This window comes from Pseudomonas sp. FP2335 (assembly GCF_030687535.1).
Taxonomy (GTDB): Bacteria; Pseudomonadota; Gammaproteobacteria; order Pseudomonadales; family Pseudomonadaceae; genus Aquipseudomonas.
The window spans coordinates 3,971,623-3,986,682 of sequence record NZ_CP117437.1 but is presented as its reverse complement, the minus strand read 5'-3'; the positions used below and the strand labels follow the sequence as shown (position 1 = coordinate 3,986,682).

General features: G+C 63.3%; 15 protein-coding genes. 13 read left to right on the top strand and 2 right to left on the bottom strand.

Translation table 11 applies throughout. The features are described from left to right. Positions 1–2: 2 nt before the first annotated feature. Genes gspG through gspD form a run of 9 tightly spaced genes read left to right on the top strand, consistent with a single transcriptional unit; the run spans position 3 to position 6,897 of the window. Positions 3–419, top strand: a complete 417-nt coding sequence (gene gspG, locus PSH81_RS17780) for a type II secretion system major pseudopilin GspG (RefSeq protein WP_192296788.1) — start codon at positions 3–5, stop codon at positions 417–419. A gap of 9 nt (positions 420–428) precedes the next feature. Continuing rightward, positions 429–860 carry a type II secretion system protein gene (locus PSH81_RS17775; RefSeq protein WP_226455145.1) on the top strand — a complete coding sequence of 144 codons (432 nt, stop codon included), beginning with the start codon at positions 429–431 and terminating at the stop codon, positions 858–860. After that, on the top strand, positions 857–1,225 hold the full coding sequence (locus PSH81_RS17770) for a prepilin-type N-terminal cleavage/methylation domain-containing protein (protein WP_305391210.1): 369 nt from the start codon (positions 857–859) through the stop codon (positions 1,223–1,225). Before PSH81_RS17775 ends, PSH81_RS17770 begins: the two co-directional genes overlap by 4 nt. Continuing rightward, positions 1,222–1,842, top strand: coding sequence for a prepilin-type N-terminal cleavage/methylation domain-containing protein (locus tag PSH81_RS17765; protein WP_305391209.1), 621 nt, complete (start codon positions 1,222–1,224; stop codon positions 1,840–1,842). Before PSH81_RS17770 ends, PSH81_RS17765 begins: the two co-directional genes overlap by 4 nt. After that, entirely contained in the window at positions 1,839–2,561 is a 723-nt protein-coding gene (locus PSH81_RS17760; protein ID WP_305391208.1) for a type II secretion system minor pseudopilin GspK, read from the top strand. The genes PSH81_RS17765 and PSH81_RS17760 overlap by 4 nt, the downstream gene beginning before the upstream one ends. Then, entirely contained in the window at positions 2,558–3,595 is a 1,038-nt protein-coding gene (locus PSH81_RS17755; RefSeq protein ID WP_305391207.1) for a PilN domain-containing protein, read from the top strand. The genes PSH81_RS17760 and PSH81_RS17755 overlap by 4 nt, the downstream gene beginning before the upstream one ends. After that, a complete protein-coding gene (gene gspM / locus PSH81_RS17750; RefSeq protein ID WP_226455150.1) occupies positions 3,570–4,181 on the top strand; it encodes a type II secretion system protein GspM in 612 nt (203 codons plus the stop codon). The genes PSH81_RS17755 and gspM overlap by 26 nt, the downstream gene beginning before the upstream one ends. Then, positions 4,178–4,702, top strand: coding sequence for a general secretion pathway protein GspN (locus PSH81_RS17745; RefSeq protein ID WP_226455151.1), 525 nt, complete (start codon positions 4,178–4,180; stop codon positions 4,700–4,702). The genes gspM and PSH81_RS17745 overlap by 4 nt, the downstream gene beginning before the upstream one ends. Continuing rightward, positions 4,699–6,897, top strand: coding sequence for a type II secretion system secretin GspD (gspD, locus tag PSH81_RS17740; RefSeq protein ID WP_226455152.1), 2,199 nt, complete (start codon positions 4,699–4,701; stop codon positions 6,895–6,897). Before PSH81_RS17745 ends, gspD begins: the two co-directional genes overlap by 4 nt. A gap of 309 nt (positions 6,898–7,206) precedes the next feature. On the opposite strand, the gene PSH81_RS17735 is transcribed toward gspD, so the two are convergent. After that, entirely contained in the window at positions 7,207–7,824 is a 618-nt protein-coding gene (locus PSH81_RS17735) for a hypothetical protein (protein WP_305391206.1), read from the bottom strand. Further along, positions 7,821–9,251, bottom strand: a complete 1,431-nt coding sequence (locus PSH81_RS17730; RefSeq protein ID WP_305391205.1) for a PAAR domain-containing protein — start codon at positions 9,249–9,251, stop codon at positions 7,821–7,823. Before PSH81_RS17730 ends, PSH81_RS17735 begins: the two co-directional genes overlap by 4 nt. Positions 9,252–9,966: 715 nt before the next feature. On the opposite strand from PSH81_RS17730, the gene PSH81_RS17725 reads away from it, so the two are divergent. From PSH81_RS17725 to PSH81_RS17710, 4 genes are read left to right on the top strand one after another with little or no spacing between them, the layout of a single operon-like run. Next, entirely contained in the window at positions 9,967–12,360 is a 2,394-nt protein-coding gene (locus PSH81_RS17725; RefSeq protein WP_305391204.1) for a TonB-dependent siderophore receptor, read from the top strand. Between the two features lie 25 nt (positions 12,361–12,385). Continuing rightward, on the top strand, positions 12,386–13,351 hold the full coding sequence (locus tag PSH81_RS17720) for an amino acid ABC transporter permease (RefSeq protein ID WP_305391203.1): 966 nt from the start codon (positions 12,386–12,388) through the stop codon (positions 13,349–13,351). After that, positions 13,344–14,117, top strand: coding sequence for an amino acid ABC transporter ATP-binding protein (locus tag PSH81_RS17715; protein ID WP_192296775.1), 774 nt, complete (start codon positions 13,344–13,346; stop codon positions 14,115–14,117). Before PSH81_RS17720 ends, PSH81_RS17715 begins: the two co-directional genes overlap by 8 nt. A gap of 18 nt (positions 14,118–14,135) precedes the next feature. Then, positions 14,136–15,059 (top strand): ABC transporter substrate-binding protein, encoded by a 924-nt coding sequence (locus PSH81_RS17710; protein WP_226455154.1) that lies wholly within the window; start codon positions 14,136–14,138, stop codon positions 15,057–15,059. Position 15,060: the final 1 nt, after the last annotated feature.

The following is a 15,060-nucleotide window of genomic DNA, read 5'->3' as shown; positions in this document are numbered from 1 at the left end:
CCATGCGCTTGAAACCTGCACGCCGCCAAAGCGGCTTCACCCTGTTGGAAATGCTCGCCGTAATCGTGCTGCTGGGCATCGTCGCGACCATTGTGGTCCGCCAGGTTGGCGGCAATGTCGACAAGGGCAAATACGGCGCGGGCAAGGCGCAATTGGCGAGCCTGGGCATGAAGATCGAAAGCTATGGGCTGGACGTCGGCTCACCGCCCAAGACCCTGCAACAGCTGGTCGACAAGCCCGCCAACGCCGCAGGCTGGGCCGGCCCGTACGCCAAGCCGTCGGACCTCAAGGACCCGTTCGGGCATGCCTTCGGCTATCGCTTTCCCGGTGAGCACGGTGCGTTCGACCTGATCTTCTTCGGCCAGGACGGCCAGCCCGGCGGCGAAGGCTACAGCGCCGACCTGGGCAACTGGGAATAACCCGCGACCATGCCCAACCCTCAACGCGGCTTTACCTTGCTGGAGATGCTGGTGGTGATCGTGTTGATCAGCATCGCCGCCGGGTTGCTCGGGTTTGGCCTGCAACAAGGGCTCAAGACCGCCCGCGAGCGCCAGGCGGTCGGGCAGATTGTCGATGCCCTGCGCAGCACGCGGGCGCGGGCGATTGTCAGCGGGCAAACCGCCACGACTGTGTTTGATCTGCGAGGGTTGAGCGTGCAGGCCCCCGATCGGCCACCCAGGCACTGGCCGGCCGACCTGCAAGTGACCCTGCACACCGCCGAACAAGTGGGCGCTGCGGTGGCGTTCTATCCGGATGGCAGCTCCACCGGCGGCAACCTGTTGCTGGCCAGTGGCAGTCGGCGTTGGCGCATCGACATCGGCTGGCTGACCGGCAGCGTGCAATCCAAGGCGTTGCCATGAAGCGCCAGGCGGGGTTCACCCTGCTGGAGATGCTCGCCGCCCTGATGCTCATGGCGATCTGCAGCACGGTGCTGCTGGTCGCGTTTGGCCAGAGCGCGCGGTCGTTGTTGCAGGTCCAGCACAGTGATCGCCTGACCCACGCGGCACTCAGCGTGTTCGATCAGGAAGCGGCGGGGCCGCTGACCAGTGGCATCCGCCAGGGCAACCTGGCGGGCATCGCCTGGCACTTGCACATCGCCCAGCAACCCACGCGTCTGGGCCAGCCGCGTTTGTTTCGCCTCGATCTGACGGTGCGCGAAGGGCCGCGCCAGGCGCAGTTCAGCACGCTGAAATTGCGCGCTGCCAGCGACAAGGCGCCGTTATGAACCGGCGCCAGCAGGGGTTTACCTTGCTCGAAATCATGATCGTGCTCAGCTTGCTCGGCGTGCTGCTGACCCTGGTCGGCGGCGCGTTGCTGGGGGCCAACCGTGCGGTGCTCAAGGCCCAGCGCTACGCGGTGAGCCTGGATGAAATGCGCGCCGCGCAGCAGTTTTTGCGCACGGCGATCAGCGAAGCGCTGCCGCTGGACGTGACCGAAGACGACAGCCAGACCCCCGGGTTTTTTGTCGGTGCGGCGCAGCGCCTGCAGTTTGTCGCGACCTTGCCTGGGGTGCTTGGCGGTGGAATTCAGCGCTTCACCCTGCAACTGCACGGCGATGACTTGCAGGTGGCGTTCGCGCGCTTCGAATCCACCGCCCAGGTCAGCGTGCCGGCCGCGCGCAGTGAGCCGCAGGTGCTGTTGCGCGATGTCGAGGCCTTGCAATTCAGTTATCGCGGCGTGTCCCCCAAAGGCCAAGCCACTGGTTGGATCAGCGCATGGCCGTGGACCAAGCGCCTGCCTTACGCGGTGCGTATCGACGCCACGGTCGGCGGGCCGGTGCCGTGGGTCAGCCAGGTGGTGGCGTTGCGTCTGAACCTGTCCGGCGGAGCGTCGGATCAATGAAGCAGCAACGCGGCGTGGCCTTGTTGCTGGTGCTGTGGGTGCTGGCGTTGCTCAGCCTGTTGCTCGGTGGCCTGGCCGGGTGGGTGCAACTGCAGACGCGCCAGGCGACGTGGCATCGCCAGCACACCCAGGCCGTGCTGGCGGCGGAGGCGGGCGTCGCGCTGGTGATGCAAGCGCTGGCTGATCCGCTGCAGAGCAAACAGTGGGTCGCCGATGGGCGGCAAATGCCGTTGGTATTTGATGACGCGCAGTTGCGCGTAAGCCTGCGCAGCGAGCGCGGCAAGTTGTATCTGAACAGTGCCGAGCCGGCTGATTTCGCCCGCGTGGCCTTGGCCTGCGGCGCTTCCGCGGCCCAGGCTGCGCGCCTGGCCAAGGACCTGGAAACCCGCCGCAATCAAGGTGTGGCGCCGTTCCGGGTGGTTGAAGAGTTGCGTCAGTTGCCGGGCATGACCCAGGCGCTGTACAGCCGGTTGGTGCCGCAGATCACTTTATGGAGCGGCCTGGACCGGCCCGATCCCGCCTTCGCCAGCACACTGCTGCGCAAGGCCCTGAACCTGCCGCAACAAAGCGCGGTGGGGGCTGATCCCGGCGAAGTGCTGGTGATCAGCAGCCGGGCAGAACGCCCTGGCGGTTACCACGCGCGGTTGCAAGTCACCGTTTTATTGAGCCCATCGGAGGGAAGCGCACAACCGTATCGGGTGTTGCGTTGGCAAGAATGAATCGATCGTTATCCAAACCCCTGGCGCAGCTTGAGCAGTGGGCTCAACCCATTGCCCAGCGCTGGCGCGGCAGCCTGTTGCAGCAGGGCTGGCGCCTGTGGCTCAAGGAGCTGCGCGGCTGCCTGCCGGCGTGGTTGCTGGCGCACGAGCCACCTGAGCGCAGCTACCCCTGGCCTTTGACGGCGCCGGTAGGGCCGGTGCCCGAGCATGTGCGCCAGGTGTTGCTGCTTGCGCCGTCGATGGTGCTGGTACAGAGCCTGCAACTGCCGCTGGCGGCGGCCCGCAACCTGACGGCGGTGGTCGGTTATGAACTTGACCGTTTCACCCCGTTCGACGCCGAACAACTGTACTTCGTCGCACGCCAGGAGCGGCGCACTAGCATGCACCTCAAAGTGACGCTGGTGGCGATCCAGCGCACACGCCTCGACCAGATCCTGCTCGACTGCGCAGCCCTGGGTTTGCATCCCCATCAGGTCGATGTGCCGGGCCTGGGCATCGACCTGCTGCCCGCGCCGTTGCGGCCACGCCAGCGCGCCCGCGGCAAAGGCCTGCAACGCAGCCTGCCGTGGCTGTGCGCGGCGTTGGTGATTGCGGCGATGCTGTTGTGGCTCAACGACCGCCAGCGCGTGCTGGATGTGATGCACGCCAGCGTCCAGCAGCAAAAACACCAGGTGGCCCAGGTCCAGCAGCTGCGCCAGCAACTGCTCAATACCCGCGGTGCAGCGAACTACCTGACCCGCCGCAAAGCGGCCCAGCCACCCTTGGCGGCACTGCTTAACGAGTTGACCACCTGCCTGCCCGCCGACACCTGGATCGAGCAATTGGAAATCACCGATGGCGCCGAGGTGTCGCTCTCTGGGCAAAGCGCCAAGGCCAGCGCCTTGATCACCCGGATCAAGGCGTGCCGCAGCCTGGAAAACGCCAGGTTCGAAGGGGTGATCCAGCCCGATGCGCAAACCGGCAAGGATCAGTTTGCCCTGCGCGCCCACTTGCACCAGGAGGCCAACGATGCGCCGACCCCTGACACCCCGTGAACGTCGCGGCGCCGCGCTGTTGGTGCTGGCCCTGGTGCTGGGCGCGACGTATTGGCTGTTGATCGACAGCTGGTTCGCCGGCCCGCTGCGCGACATGGGCGAGCGCGCCGAGCAACTGCGCGAACAGCAGCAACGTTACGCCGGGCTGTTGCAGCAGGGCGCGTCGTTGCGTGAGCAATTGGAGCAGGCGCGCCAGGACCCGGCGAGCAGCACCAGCCTGTTGCCCGGTGACGACCCCAGTGCCGTGGCCGCCGACTTGATGCAACGCGTCGCCGACCTGATCAGCAGCCAGGCCAGCCTCGGCGGCGGCTGCAAGTTGACCCAGCGCATGCCGATCACCCCGGAGCAGGACGACAGCGAGCCGTACCGCCAGGTCAAGGTCAGCCTGACCCTGGACTGCGCCATCGAACCGCTGACCGCCATCTTGCATGCACTGGAATACCAGCGGCCGTTCCTGTTCGTGGATGAAATGAGCATCCGCCGCCGCGCCGATGCGCCGGCCAGCGGTGGCGCCGGGAAGCTGGTGGTGCACCTGCTGGTGCGCGGTTATCTGCAACCGGCTGGCGCCGGGCAGGTGGCCCGATGATTCCGGTATTGCGCCCCATCGAGTGGGGCTTGCTGGGGTTGTCGGCGGCATTGGGCCTGTTGATGCTCGGCATTTTGAGCAGCATCGGCGACGCGCCGCAGTGGCTGCCGGCACCCGCGCCGAGCGCGCGCAGCACCGCGGCGGCCAAGGTGCTGGCCGCCCCGCAGGCGAGCCTGGAAAGCCTGGCCGGCACCTGGCAGGCGCCGTTGTTCAGCCCCGATCGCAGCCCTGATCGCGCGGTTGGCCAGGCGCAGGCGTCGAGCCTGTCGAGCCTGGTGTTGACCGGCATTGTTCTCGACGGCGAGCTGCGCGTGGCGCTGCTCAAGCCGCTCGACGGCCCCGCGCTGAAAATCCACCAAGGCCAGGCCCTGCCCAACGGCTGGCGCCTGGAACACCTGACACCCCGCGAAGCGCACTTCGCCCTCGATGGCCGCACGCAAACCTTGAGCCTCAAGGCCCTGCGTCTGCCACCGCCATCGACCACCCCCCCGATTACTCTTCCTCACGAGCCCACCCCTTGATCGATACATTGCGTACCACCGCGTTTTGCCTGGCCACTGCCGTTTCCCTTGGTGGCTGCGGCTCACTGCCCGACCACCTCGACGCCGATGACGCGCTCATGCACGAGGCGATGCAGGGCACCGGCTCACAACGTCCGCCGCTGGACCCGGCCAGTGAGCCGGCGGTAGCGGCCGACACCCAACAGGCCAAGGCTGCGCCGCAGCGCCAGTTGATCCGTGGCAACCAGCAATTCGTGCGCCCACCCACGGCCGCGGCAGCAGCGCAGCAGGGCGGCGGCGACATCGTGTTCAACTTCGCCGACCAGCCCATCGAAGCGGTGATCAACAGCGTGATGGGCGACCTGCTGCACGAGAACTACAGCATCGCCCAGGGTGTGAAAGGCAACGTCAGTTTTTCCACCTCCAAACCGGTGAACAAGCAGCAGGCGCTGTCGATCCTCGAGACCCTGTTGTCCTGGACCGACAACGCGATGATCAAACAGGGCAACCGTTATGTGATCCTGCCCGCCAACCAGGCTGTGGCGGGCAAGCTGGTGCCGCAGATGCGTGTTGCGCAGCCGTCCAATGGTTTGTCGGCGCGGCTGTTCCCGCTGCGCTACATTTCCGCCACCGAGATGCAGAAACTGCTCAAGCCCTTCGCCCGGGAAAATGCCTTCCTGCTGGTGGACCCGGCGCGCAACGTGCTGAGCCTGGCGGGTACGCCGGAGGAGTTGGCCAACTACCAGGACACCATCGACACCTTTGATGTGGATTGGCTCAAAGGCATGTCGGTGGGCGTGTTCGGCTTGCAGCGCGCGTCGGTGGCCGAGTTGATGCCCGAGCTGCAAAAGATGTTCGGCCCCGACAGTGGCATGCCGTTGGCCGGCATGGTGCGCTTCCTGCCAATCGAACGGACCAACTCGGTGGTGGCGATCTCGTCGCAGCCGCAGTACCTCAGTGAGGTCGGTGACTGGATTCATACCATCGACGAAGGCGGCGGCAACGAGCCGCAGATGTACGTGTACGACGTGCGCAACATGAAGGCCACCGACCTCGCCAAATACCTGCGGCAGATCTACGGTACCGGCGCGATCAAGGATGACGCCCCGGCCAAGGTCGCGCCGGGCTTGCGCACGGCGACCCTGTCGTCGCCAGGCACCAACAGCACGTCGGGCAGCACGCCCGGCGGCCTGAGCAACAATCTGAACAACAACCCGTCTGTTGCCGATGATGAGGAGCAGGCACCCGAGTCCGACCAGGACAATCCCGAGCAGGGCGCCACTGAGGACGCCCCGGCCAAAAGCCTCGACGCCGGCACCCGCATCACCGCGCAGAAGAGCAGCAACCAATTGCTGGTACGCACGCGTCCGGTGCAATGGAAAGAAATCGAATCGGCGATCAAGCGCCTCGACAACCCGCCGCTGCAAGTGCAGATCGAGACGCGCATTCTCGAGGTCAAGCTCAGCGGTGAACTGGACCTTGGGGTGCAGTGGTACCTGGGGCGCCTGGCGGGCAATTCCGCCAGCACCACCGTGGCCAACACCGCCGGCAGCCAAGGCGCCCTGGGCGGCGGCGGGGCAGGGCTGGGGGCGACGGATTCGTTGTTCTACTCGTTTGTCAGCTCCAACCTGCAAGTGGCCTTGCATGCGTTGGAAACCAACGGCCGCACCCAGGTGCTGTCAGCGCCCTCGCTGGTGGTGATGAACAACCAGCCGGCGCAGATCCAGGTGGGCGACAACATTCCCATCAGCCAGACCACGGTGAACACCGGCACCTCGGACACCACCCTGAGCAGCGTCGAATACGTCCAGACCGGGGTGATCCTCGACGTGGTGCCACGGATCAACCCGGGTGGCCTGGTGTACATGGACATTCAGCAGCAGGTCAGCGATGCCGAGACCCAAGCGGCCAGCGACACGCAGAGCAACCCGCGCATCTCCACGCGCTCGGTCTCCACCCAGGTGGCGGTACAGAGTGGCCAGACCGTGCTGCTCGGCGGCTTGATCAAGCAGGACAACGCCGAATCCGTGAGTGCGGTGCCCTACCTCGGCAAAATCCCCGGCTTGCGCTGGTTGTTCGGCAACACCAGCAAGTCCAAGGACCGTACCGAGCTGATTGTGCTGATCACACCAAGGGTGATAACCAGCGGCAGCCAGGCGCGGCAGGTGACGGATGATTATCGTCAGCAGATGCAGTTGCTGCGGCCGTCCAATTGAAGGGGCACTGGTGGGTAGCTTTGGTTCGGTCGGCGTGTTTGACAGGGCGACCCGAGATCAAAAGTCAGAGCGCGGCGGCCTTAAAGCCGACCGGTATTGTGTGTCGTTCACCTTTCAACTGTGGGAACTGGTGCCTGTGGGATGTGGCTTGCCTGCGATGCAGACACCTCGGTGTATCTGGTCCACCCAGTCGATGCCATCGCAGGCAAGCCAGCTCCCACAGGGGGATGCGCAAGCTTCATCGATCAGGTCGGCTACTAGGCTGCCTCGCTTTGTTTTTGATCTCAGGCGGCCCCCCAAATCCTGTATTCACGGTCTTACCCATGGCTTGCCCAAGCTCAACGTGATCAGATAGCGCTCTTCATCGGGGTGCCGTTCATCTCTGAAACGATGCGTCACCAGCATTACCTGATACTTGTTCCCAGCCTGCCAATAAGACGTTCCACCCTGGTAGATGTCCTGCAGTTTGGTACGCCATTCAGGGGTGTCCTCTATGGGGGGGTCGTATTTTGCTCGGACAGGCACCCACCCGCTCATGCGCCATTGCGCTTGTAAATCCAGCACGACCTTGAGTGTGTCGTCGAGCAGAAGTGGTTCGACTTGAGGGGACATACGCACGCCACTGACATGTTGGTCACTGTCGAAACTCACTGTGAGAAAGCGTGCTGGTGGCGTTGTGAACGCATATTCAGGGTCGATGAAGTGAAGACGGGCATCAGACCTGGGCATGCCGAACCAATGATGGCCGGGAATAGCCGGGCCAATGGATGCGCTGGACCGCTTGCGCATGTCTTCCCAGGGTTCGCCAAAGATCAAGGCGACCTCTGGTTCTACAGCGAGAAAGTGCAGGCTTATGCCTATCGAGAGCGTGACGGCTGACAGCAAAAACACGGTCTTTTGCCGGCTCATCTTCATGCAGTCGTTCATTGAACACCCCGTCCTTCGGCAATGTCCTTGATCGCCTGTTCGATCTGGTGCCGCTGCGCTCCCTTTAGCAAGCCGTCAAACTGCGCCGCAGCTTTGAGTACGAACGCCATGCGTTGATCAATATCGGCCAAGTTGGCGAATGGCTTGCTGCTAAATACGACTGTGCGCCCGTCATCGAGTGAATGGCATTGACTGGCAAGCGTCAGTTCGATGGCCTGCGCTGCTCCCGACGGAATGTCAGTGATGTAGGAAAGGTGGTTGCTGCGCAGTAGTGCGACCAATTTTCTATCGTTGTAGAGAGCCGTTTGAAGGATGTTTTGCTGTTCGTGAGCGGCCAAATATTCAACACCTTTTGTGATGTCGCCTACCTCAATCGCCTCAAAAGCTTGCAGTATTTCATTGTGGTTACTACCGAATTTAAGCGTCTCCTGCCCAACCGGCCACAACACCGCCGCCTGACCATCGCCATGAATATTCTTACGCAACGGCAAACACCGCTCCAACAACGCCAACCCCCGCTCCTTGTAGAACGCGTGCAACGGAAATACATCCAGAAACAACGTGGTGTTGCCCAGCGCCAAACGTTCATACACGTGCTGATAAAGCTGCTGCACGGCCGACAAGCCGTCACCGACCCGTCTCAGATCAACCCCCGGCACAGGGTTGTTGCGCTGCGTCTGTTCATACTCACGCAGCCGCTGCTCGTACGCCTGCAGTCGCGCGCGGCGTTCGCGCTCGTCGGCACTGAACAGCCCGAAGACTCCACTCCTGGCACTTCTGCGCAACTGCTCGGCTGCTTCGTATTCGGCCTGGATCTTCTCGATGGCATCCGACGCATGCAGCAGGCCACAGCCCACTTGCTTGGACGCAAACGCTGCAAGCCCGGCCCATTGAAAGCGCTTATCCAGTTGCCAGAGCTGCGCGTAGGTGGCGTTGATAACGCGGTTGCGCAGTTTGGGATCGGCGATCAGTTTGCCGTGCGGTGCGATGAGGTCTTCGGCTTGGTTCTGATAGAACCGCCAGGCGCGCTCGCAGGCCGACTCGATCTGGTCGTTGAGCAGCGCAGCGGATGACCGGGAGCCTGGGGCACGGGCTAGGGAGGCGGGTTCTGGCGTGACTCGGGCCTGTGCAGAGGCTGTTTCGGTGATGGTCTGATACCGCTCGAACTGGTCGGCAATCAAGCGCGGTGGCGGGTCGCATTGGCAGTCGCACAGATCGTCCGAAAGGGCGACCTTTCGCCCGTGCGCGTTCTGGCTCAGACGTGGGCCGATGCACGCAATGACGCCAGTGGTTGCGCATACCGGGCAAGATACCGGATGGCCTTCGAGGGCGATGTCTACACCCCTGATCGCATAGCCCTGCAACCCGCTGAGCACGGTCCCCCCGGCGGTGGTCTTGGCTCCTCTGGTAATCCAATAGCGGCGCATGTCGGCGATGTCCTTTGCTTGGCAGGGACACGCACGCTAAGGCGCGAAGGGCAGACGCGAAAAGTCAGATGCTTCCTAGGCGGATGTAGGTTGCATCCGCAACAGGCCGAGTGGTCACGCCCCAACACTCGGCACCTCGCCTAGACCCAGTGCGGCTAACCCGGCGTCTCGGTATGTGCGGGTCGAACGGGGTCAAAACTGTGGGAGCGGGCTTGCTCGCGAATGCGATGGATCAGCCAATGAATGAGTTGACTGACACACCGCATTCGCGAGCAAGCCCGCTCCCACATTTGGAGCTCCATGTATTCAGATGGAACTGTGGTTTGCGCTTTTCAAAAGTGAGCCGCCGTTACCGCAGCAATGGATATGCACTCAAAAACATCATTTATATGTATAAAAAAATCCATAAATAATGAAATACAAGAATATTAGCTTAGACCAAAACAGCATTATATTTTCAAAACCCATTCCGTTATGTTTGATCGCAACAGCCTACCCCTGACCTCGGATGGTACTCATCGTGATTCAGATTCTGCTGCCATAACCGGGTAATCATGCCCGTAGCAGAATCGTTGGAAGGGAATTCAACGTATGTTGCCGATTCACACCCCGCACGCGCCTTAGCCCCCAATCGCCGCCACACCCCCCAAAAAACGAGCACCGCGCACGACCGCGTGGCTGCCCGACTTCGCGATTTGGATAAGCAGGAATGGCTATGAAGCAAGCGCTAACACCCACCGCCGTACTGGCCCTGGCAATGCTGGCCAACACCGCCCAGGCCCAGGATGACAGCACCCTTTCGACCGTAGTGGTCACCGGCAACCGTGGCGCCGAGCAGCGCACTGTCACCAGCAGCGCGGTGCCGATCGATGTGGTCAGCGCCAAGCAATTGCAGAACACCGGCAAGCCCGGTTTGATGGAGGCCCTGAGTGCAGTGATCCCGTCGCTGACCCTGCCGGAAAAAACCGGCTGGGACGCCAGCGGTATCGCCCGCGCCCCCAACCTGCGTGGCCTGAGCGCCGCTGAAGTGCTGGTGCTGGTCAATGGCAAGCGCCGCCACACCAGCGCCACCTTGAACATCAACGGCATCAACACTGGCGCGGCCCCGGCTGACCTGGACCTGATCCCCATCAGCGCCATCGACCATGTGGAAGTCCTGCGTGACGGCGCCGCCGCCCAATATGGCTCGGACGCCATCGCCGGGGTGATCAACGTGATCCTCAAGGCCGACACCAGCGGCACCTCGGTGACCAACGCAGGCCTGGGTTACGACGGCAAGAAACAGACCGTGCAACAGAGCCTCAACAAGGGTTTTGAAATCGGCAACGGCGGCATTGTGCAGTTGGCCCTTGATGCGCGCAGCCAGAACGATGACAACAAGGCCAGCGCCAACGGCTACACCTACGCCCAGGCCCATGAGCAGGCGGGGCGTTCTACCTACGGCGGCTACGGCACACCCAAGACCAATCTGCTGACCCTGGGCTACAACGCCGAGCTGCCGCTCGATGACAGCTTCAGCCTGTATTCCTTTACCACCTACTCGCGGCGCAAGGCCGAGCAGGGCCAGAACTTCCGCCTGCCGACCATCACCAACACCATCACCACCGGCCCCAACGGCTACCCCGGCGGCTACACGCCGACCTGGTTTATCGACGAAGACGACTTCCAGGCCGCCTTCGGTGGCAAAGGCACCGTCGGCGAGTGGGACTGGGATTTGTCCACCACCTACGGGCGCAACGACGCGGAGCAGGGCACCACCCACAACCAGAACCCGTCCCTGGGCGAGGCCACGCCGAATCACTTCACCTCGGGCACGTGGATTTCCACCGAGCTGACCACCAACCTCGACTTCAAGCGTGGCTTCGACATTGGCCTGCAAAAGCCGCTGGACCTGAGCTATGGCTTCGAACACCGGCGCGACACCTATGAGGTGCAGGCCGGTGACTATGCGTCCTACGCCAACGGCGGCTACTGCGTGGCACCGGGCAATTGCGCGTCGTCCGGGGCGCAGGTCACCAACGGCATTTCGCCGGATGAAGAAGCCACCGCCTCGCGCAACAGCCTGGCCAGCTATGTAGACGTGGGCTTCAACCCGGTGCCGGACTGGTACGTGGGCACCGCGTTGCGTTACGAACACTACAACCAGGGCGTCGGCGCCACGCGCAGCGGCAAGCTGACCACCCGTTATGACTTCACCCCACAATTCGCCGTGCGCGCCACGGTGAGCAATGGCTTCCGCGCGCCGTCCCTGGCCAACAGCCTGTTCAGTGCGCGTTCCACCACCTATGGCGTGGTGGACGGGGTGTATCAGTCGATCAACTACGGTGTGCTACCGGTCGGTTCGGCCGCCGCCCAGGCCCTCGGTGCACAAGCGTTGAAACCCGAGCGCTCGACCAACTTCAGCCTCGGTTTCACCCTCACACCCACCGACCGCCTGAGCTTCACCGCCGACGCCTACGTGATCAACCTGCGCGACCGCATCACCCTCACCGGCACCTTGCTCGGCCCGCAAATCACCCAAGTCCTGCAAGGCAACGGCATCACTTCCACCTCCGGCGGCCAGTACTTCATCAACGGTGCCGACACCCGTACCAAGGGCCTCGACCTGGTCAGCAACTACAACCAGGACCTCGGCGCATACGGTTCGCTGAAGTGGACCGCCGCGTTCAACTGGAACCAGACCAGGATCCTCAACTACAAGGAGTCCACCACGATCCTCGGCACCTCCTACGACCTGATGGATCGCCAGGCGCGCAACCTGATCACCGGCGTACAGCCGAGCACCAAGCTGATCCTTGGCGGCGATTGGAGCATCGAGCGCTTCAACCTCAACCTGGCCCTGACCCGTTACGGCTCCTACAAGGAGGTCAACGTCTCCGCCGACCGCAGCCTCGACCGGGTCTACAGCGCCAAGTGGATCACCGACCTCGATCTTGGCTACAACCTCACCAAAGACCTCAACGTCGCCATCGGCGCCAAGAACCTGTTTGACGTCTACCCGAAAAAACAAGGCGTGCCGAGCAGCACCATGGTCAGCAGCTACGGCACCTATTCGCCCTTCGGTTTTACCGGCGGTTACTACTACACCCGGCTGACTTACGCCTTCTAAGGCCACAACCCGCGAGGAAGAGAACATGCCCATCGTCGCCAAACCCTATGATCTGATCGAGCACGCCAGCCCGGTCCGCACGGCGCGTGTCGCCACTCCGATCAAGACCCTGCAAGTCGTTCCCGCGCGGCATCCCTGGCGCTGGGCCGGGTCGATCTTTGCCGCGTTGGTACTGCTCGGCATCGTGCACTCCCTGGCCACCAATCCGCGTTGGGAGTGGGGCGTGTTCGGCCAGTGGTTCTTTTCGCCGTCGGTGCTGCGTGGCCTCGGCCAGACGTTGTTGCTGACGCTGCTGAGTACGCTGTTCAGCATGCTCCTCGGCACTGGCCTGGCGCTGGCGCGGCTGTCGGGCTCGCCGCTGCTGGCCGCGTTGGCCTGGGGCTACATCTGGTTTTTTCGCTCGATGCCGGCGCTGTTGGTGCTGATCATCCTGTACAACTTCGCCTACCTGTATGACCACATCGTGCTGGGCGTGCCGTTCACCGACCTGGTGATCGCCGAGTGGTCCACCGTGGACGTGCTCAGCCAATTCACCGTGGCGGTGCTGGGCTTGAGCCTGATGCAGGCGGCCTACGCGGCGGAGATCATTCGTGGCGGCCTGATCGGTGTGGACGCCGGCCAGCACGAAGCGGCGGCCGCCCTCGGGTTACCGGCGTCGCGGCGGGTGTTCCGGATCATTCTGCCCCAGGCGCTGCGCTCGATCCTGCCGTCGGGTTTCAACGAGATCATCGGCCTGGTCAAGGGCACTTCCATCGTCTACGTGCTGGCCTTGCCCGAGCTGTTCTACACCGTGCAGGTCATTTACAACCGCACCCAGGCGGTGATCCCGCTGCTGATCGTAGCGACGGTCTGGTACTTGATCATCACCACCGTGCTGACGAGTGCGCAGTACTACGTCGAGCGCTACTTCGCCCGTGGCACTGCGCGGGTGCTGCCGCCCACGCCGTTGCAGCGCATCACGCGCTGGCTCAAGGAGAAATCCCATGAGTGAAGCCCGCGCCGGTCGTATTCAAATCCAGGGCGTGGGCAAGCGCTTTGGCAATCAACAGGTGTTGAAAGACATCGACCTGACCATCGACCCCGGCAAGGTCACGGTGATTCTCGGGCCATCGGGCTCGGGCAAGTCCACCTTGCTGCGCACCATCAATCACTTGGAAAAGATCGACAGCGGCCACATCACCATCGACGGTGAATACGTCGGCTACCGGCGCAAGGGCGACCTGCTCTACGAGTTGAAAGAACGCGAAATTCTCAAACGCCGCATCGACGTCGGCTTCGTGTTCCAGAACTTCAACCTGTTCCCGCACCTCACCGCCTGGGAAAACATCGCCGAAGCGCCCCTGGCCCACCAGCGCTGGAGCAAGGCCGAGGCCCAGGCCAGGGCGTCGGCGCTGCTGGCCAAGGTCGGCCTGGCGGACAAGGCCGACGCCTACCCGCGCCAGCTGTCCGGCGGCCAGCAACAACGTGTGGCCATCGCCCGCGCCCTGGCCCTGGACCCGAAAGTGCTGCTGTTCGACGAACCCACTTCGGCCCTCGACCCGGAGCTGGTGGGCGAGGTCCTCGACGTGATCAAGGGCCTGACCCAACTCGGCGTGACCCTGGTGATCGTCACCCACGAAATCGGTTTTGCCCGCGAAGTCGCCGACCACGTGGTGTTCCTCTGCGACGGTCAACTCATCGAAGAGGGCCCGCCCGAACAGATTTTCCGCCAACCCCGACATCCTCGCACCGCGGCCTTTCTCGGCAAGGTGCTTTAGCTCAAGGAGTGACTGCCCATGTTTATCTCTACTGCCCGTGTGGCCCTGCTGGCGCTGGCCGTCAGTGCTGCGCAAAGCGCGTTCGCCGTGCAACAGGTCGACCTCAGCCCCGACCGCGTGCGTATCCATGCGCCGCGTAACGAGGCGGCCATCGCGCAAATCCCGCCGGGCTTCAAGTTCGCCCAGCCCGGCAAGTTCACGGTGGCCGTGTCCGGCGTGGCCGGGCCGCCCCTGGCTTTGCTGGCCAGCGATGACAAGACCACCATCGGCAGCGAAGCCGACACCGCGCAGTTGGTCGCTGACAGCCTTGGCCTGCAACTCAACGTGGTGCAGACCAGCTGGGAAGATTGGCCGCTGGGCGTCAGCTCGGGCAAATACGATGCAGTGATCAGCAACGTCACCGTGACCGAGGCGCGCAAGAAACGTTTCGACTTCGCCACCTATCGCCAGGACGTGCTCGGCTTTTATGTGAAGAGCACCAGCAAGATCAACGCGATCAAGCAGGCCTCGGACATCGCCGGGTTGAAGATCATCGTTGGTTCGGGCACCAACCAGGAGAAAGTCCTGTTGGCCTGGAACGAAGCGAATGAAAAGGCCGGGATCAAGCCCGCGCTGTTGCAGTACTTCGACGACCAGGCCGCCGCGCAACTGGCGGTGCAGTCCGGGCGCAGTGACGCGCTGTTCGGGCCGAACTCGGTGTACGCCTATTCGGCCGCGATCACTGGTGGCATCAAGCGCGTCGGCACCGTCAACGGCGGTTGGCCGTTGCAGGCCGACATCGCCGTGACCACGCGCAAGGACAACGGCCTGGTCAAGCCGATCCACACCGCCCTGGAAAGCGCGATTGCCGGCGGCCAATACGAACAGGTGCTGCAACGCTGGGGCCTGGACGTGGAGCGTGTCGACAAGTCGCTGATCAACCCACCCGGCCTGCCGGATTAAG

Coding starts and splice junctions, on each gene's coding strand:
- PSH81_RS17720 (WP_305391203.1), top strand. CDS start 12,386: ATGCCCATCGTCGCCAAACCCTATGATCTGATCGAGCACGCCAGCCCG.
- PSH81_RS17755 (WP_305391207.1), top strand. CDS start 2,558: ATGAATCGATCGTTATCCAAACCCCTGGCGCAGCTTGAGCAGTGGGCT.
- PSH81_RS17745 (WP_226455151.1), top strand. CDS start 4,178: ATGATTCCGGTATTGCGCCCCATCGAGTGGGGCTTGCTGGGGTTGTCG.
- PSH81_RS17710 (WP_226455154.1), top strand. CDS start 14,136: ATGTTTATCTCTACTGCCCGTGTGGCCCTGCTGGCGCTGGCCGTCAGT.
- PSH81_RS17735 (WP_305391206.1), bottom strand. CDS start 7,824: ATGAACGACTGCATGAAGATGAGCCGGCAAAAGACCGTGTTTTTGCTG.
- PSH81_RS17715 (WP_192296775.1), top strand. CDS start 13,344: ATGAGTGAAGCCCGCGCCGGTCGTATTCAAATCCAGGGCGTGGGCAAG.
- PSH81_RS17760 (WP_305391208.1), top strand. CDS start 1,839: ATGAAGCAGCAACGCGGCGTGGCCTTGTTGCTGGTGCTGTGGGTGCTG.
- PSH81_RS17770 (WP_305391210.1), top strand. CDS start 857: ATGAAGCGCCAGGCGGGGTTCACCCTGCTGGAGATGCTCGCCGCCCTG.
- PSH81_RS17725 (WP_305391204.1), top strand. CDS start 9,967: ATGAAGCAAGCGCTAACACCCACCGCCGTACTGGCCCTGGCAATGCTG.
- gspM (WP_226455150.1), top strand. CDS start 3,570: ATGCGCCGACCCCTGACACCCCGTGAACGTCGCGGCGCCGCGCTGTTG.
- gspG (WP_192296788.1), top strand. CDS start 3: ATGCGCTTGAAACCTGCACGCCGCCAAAGCGGCTTCACCCTGTTGGAA.
- PSH81_RS17775 (WP_226455145.1), top strand. CDS start 429: ATGCCCAACCCTCAACGCGGCTTTACCTTGCTGGAGATGCTGGTGGTG.
- PSH81_RS17730 (WP_305391205.1), bottom strand. CDS start 9,251: ATGCGCCGCTATTGGATTACCAGAGGAGCCAAGACCACCGCCGGGGGG.
- PSH81_RS17765 (WP_305391209.1), top strand. CDS start 1,222: ATGAACCGGCGCCAGCAGGGGTTTACCTTGCTCGAAATCATGATCGTG.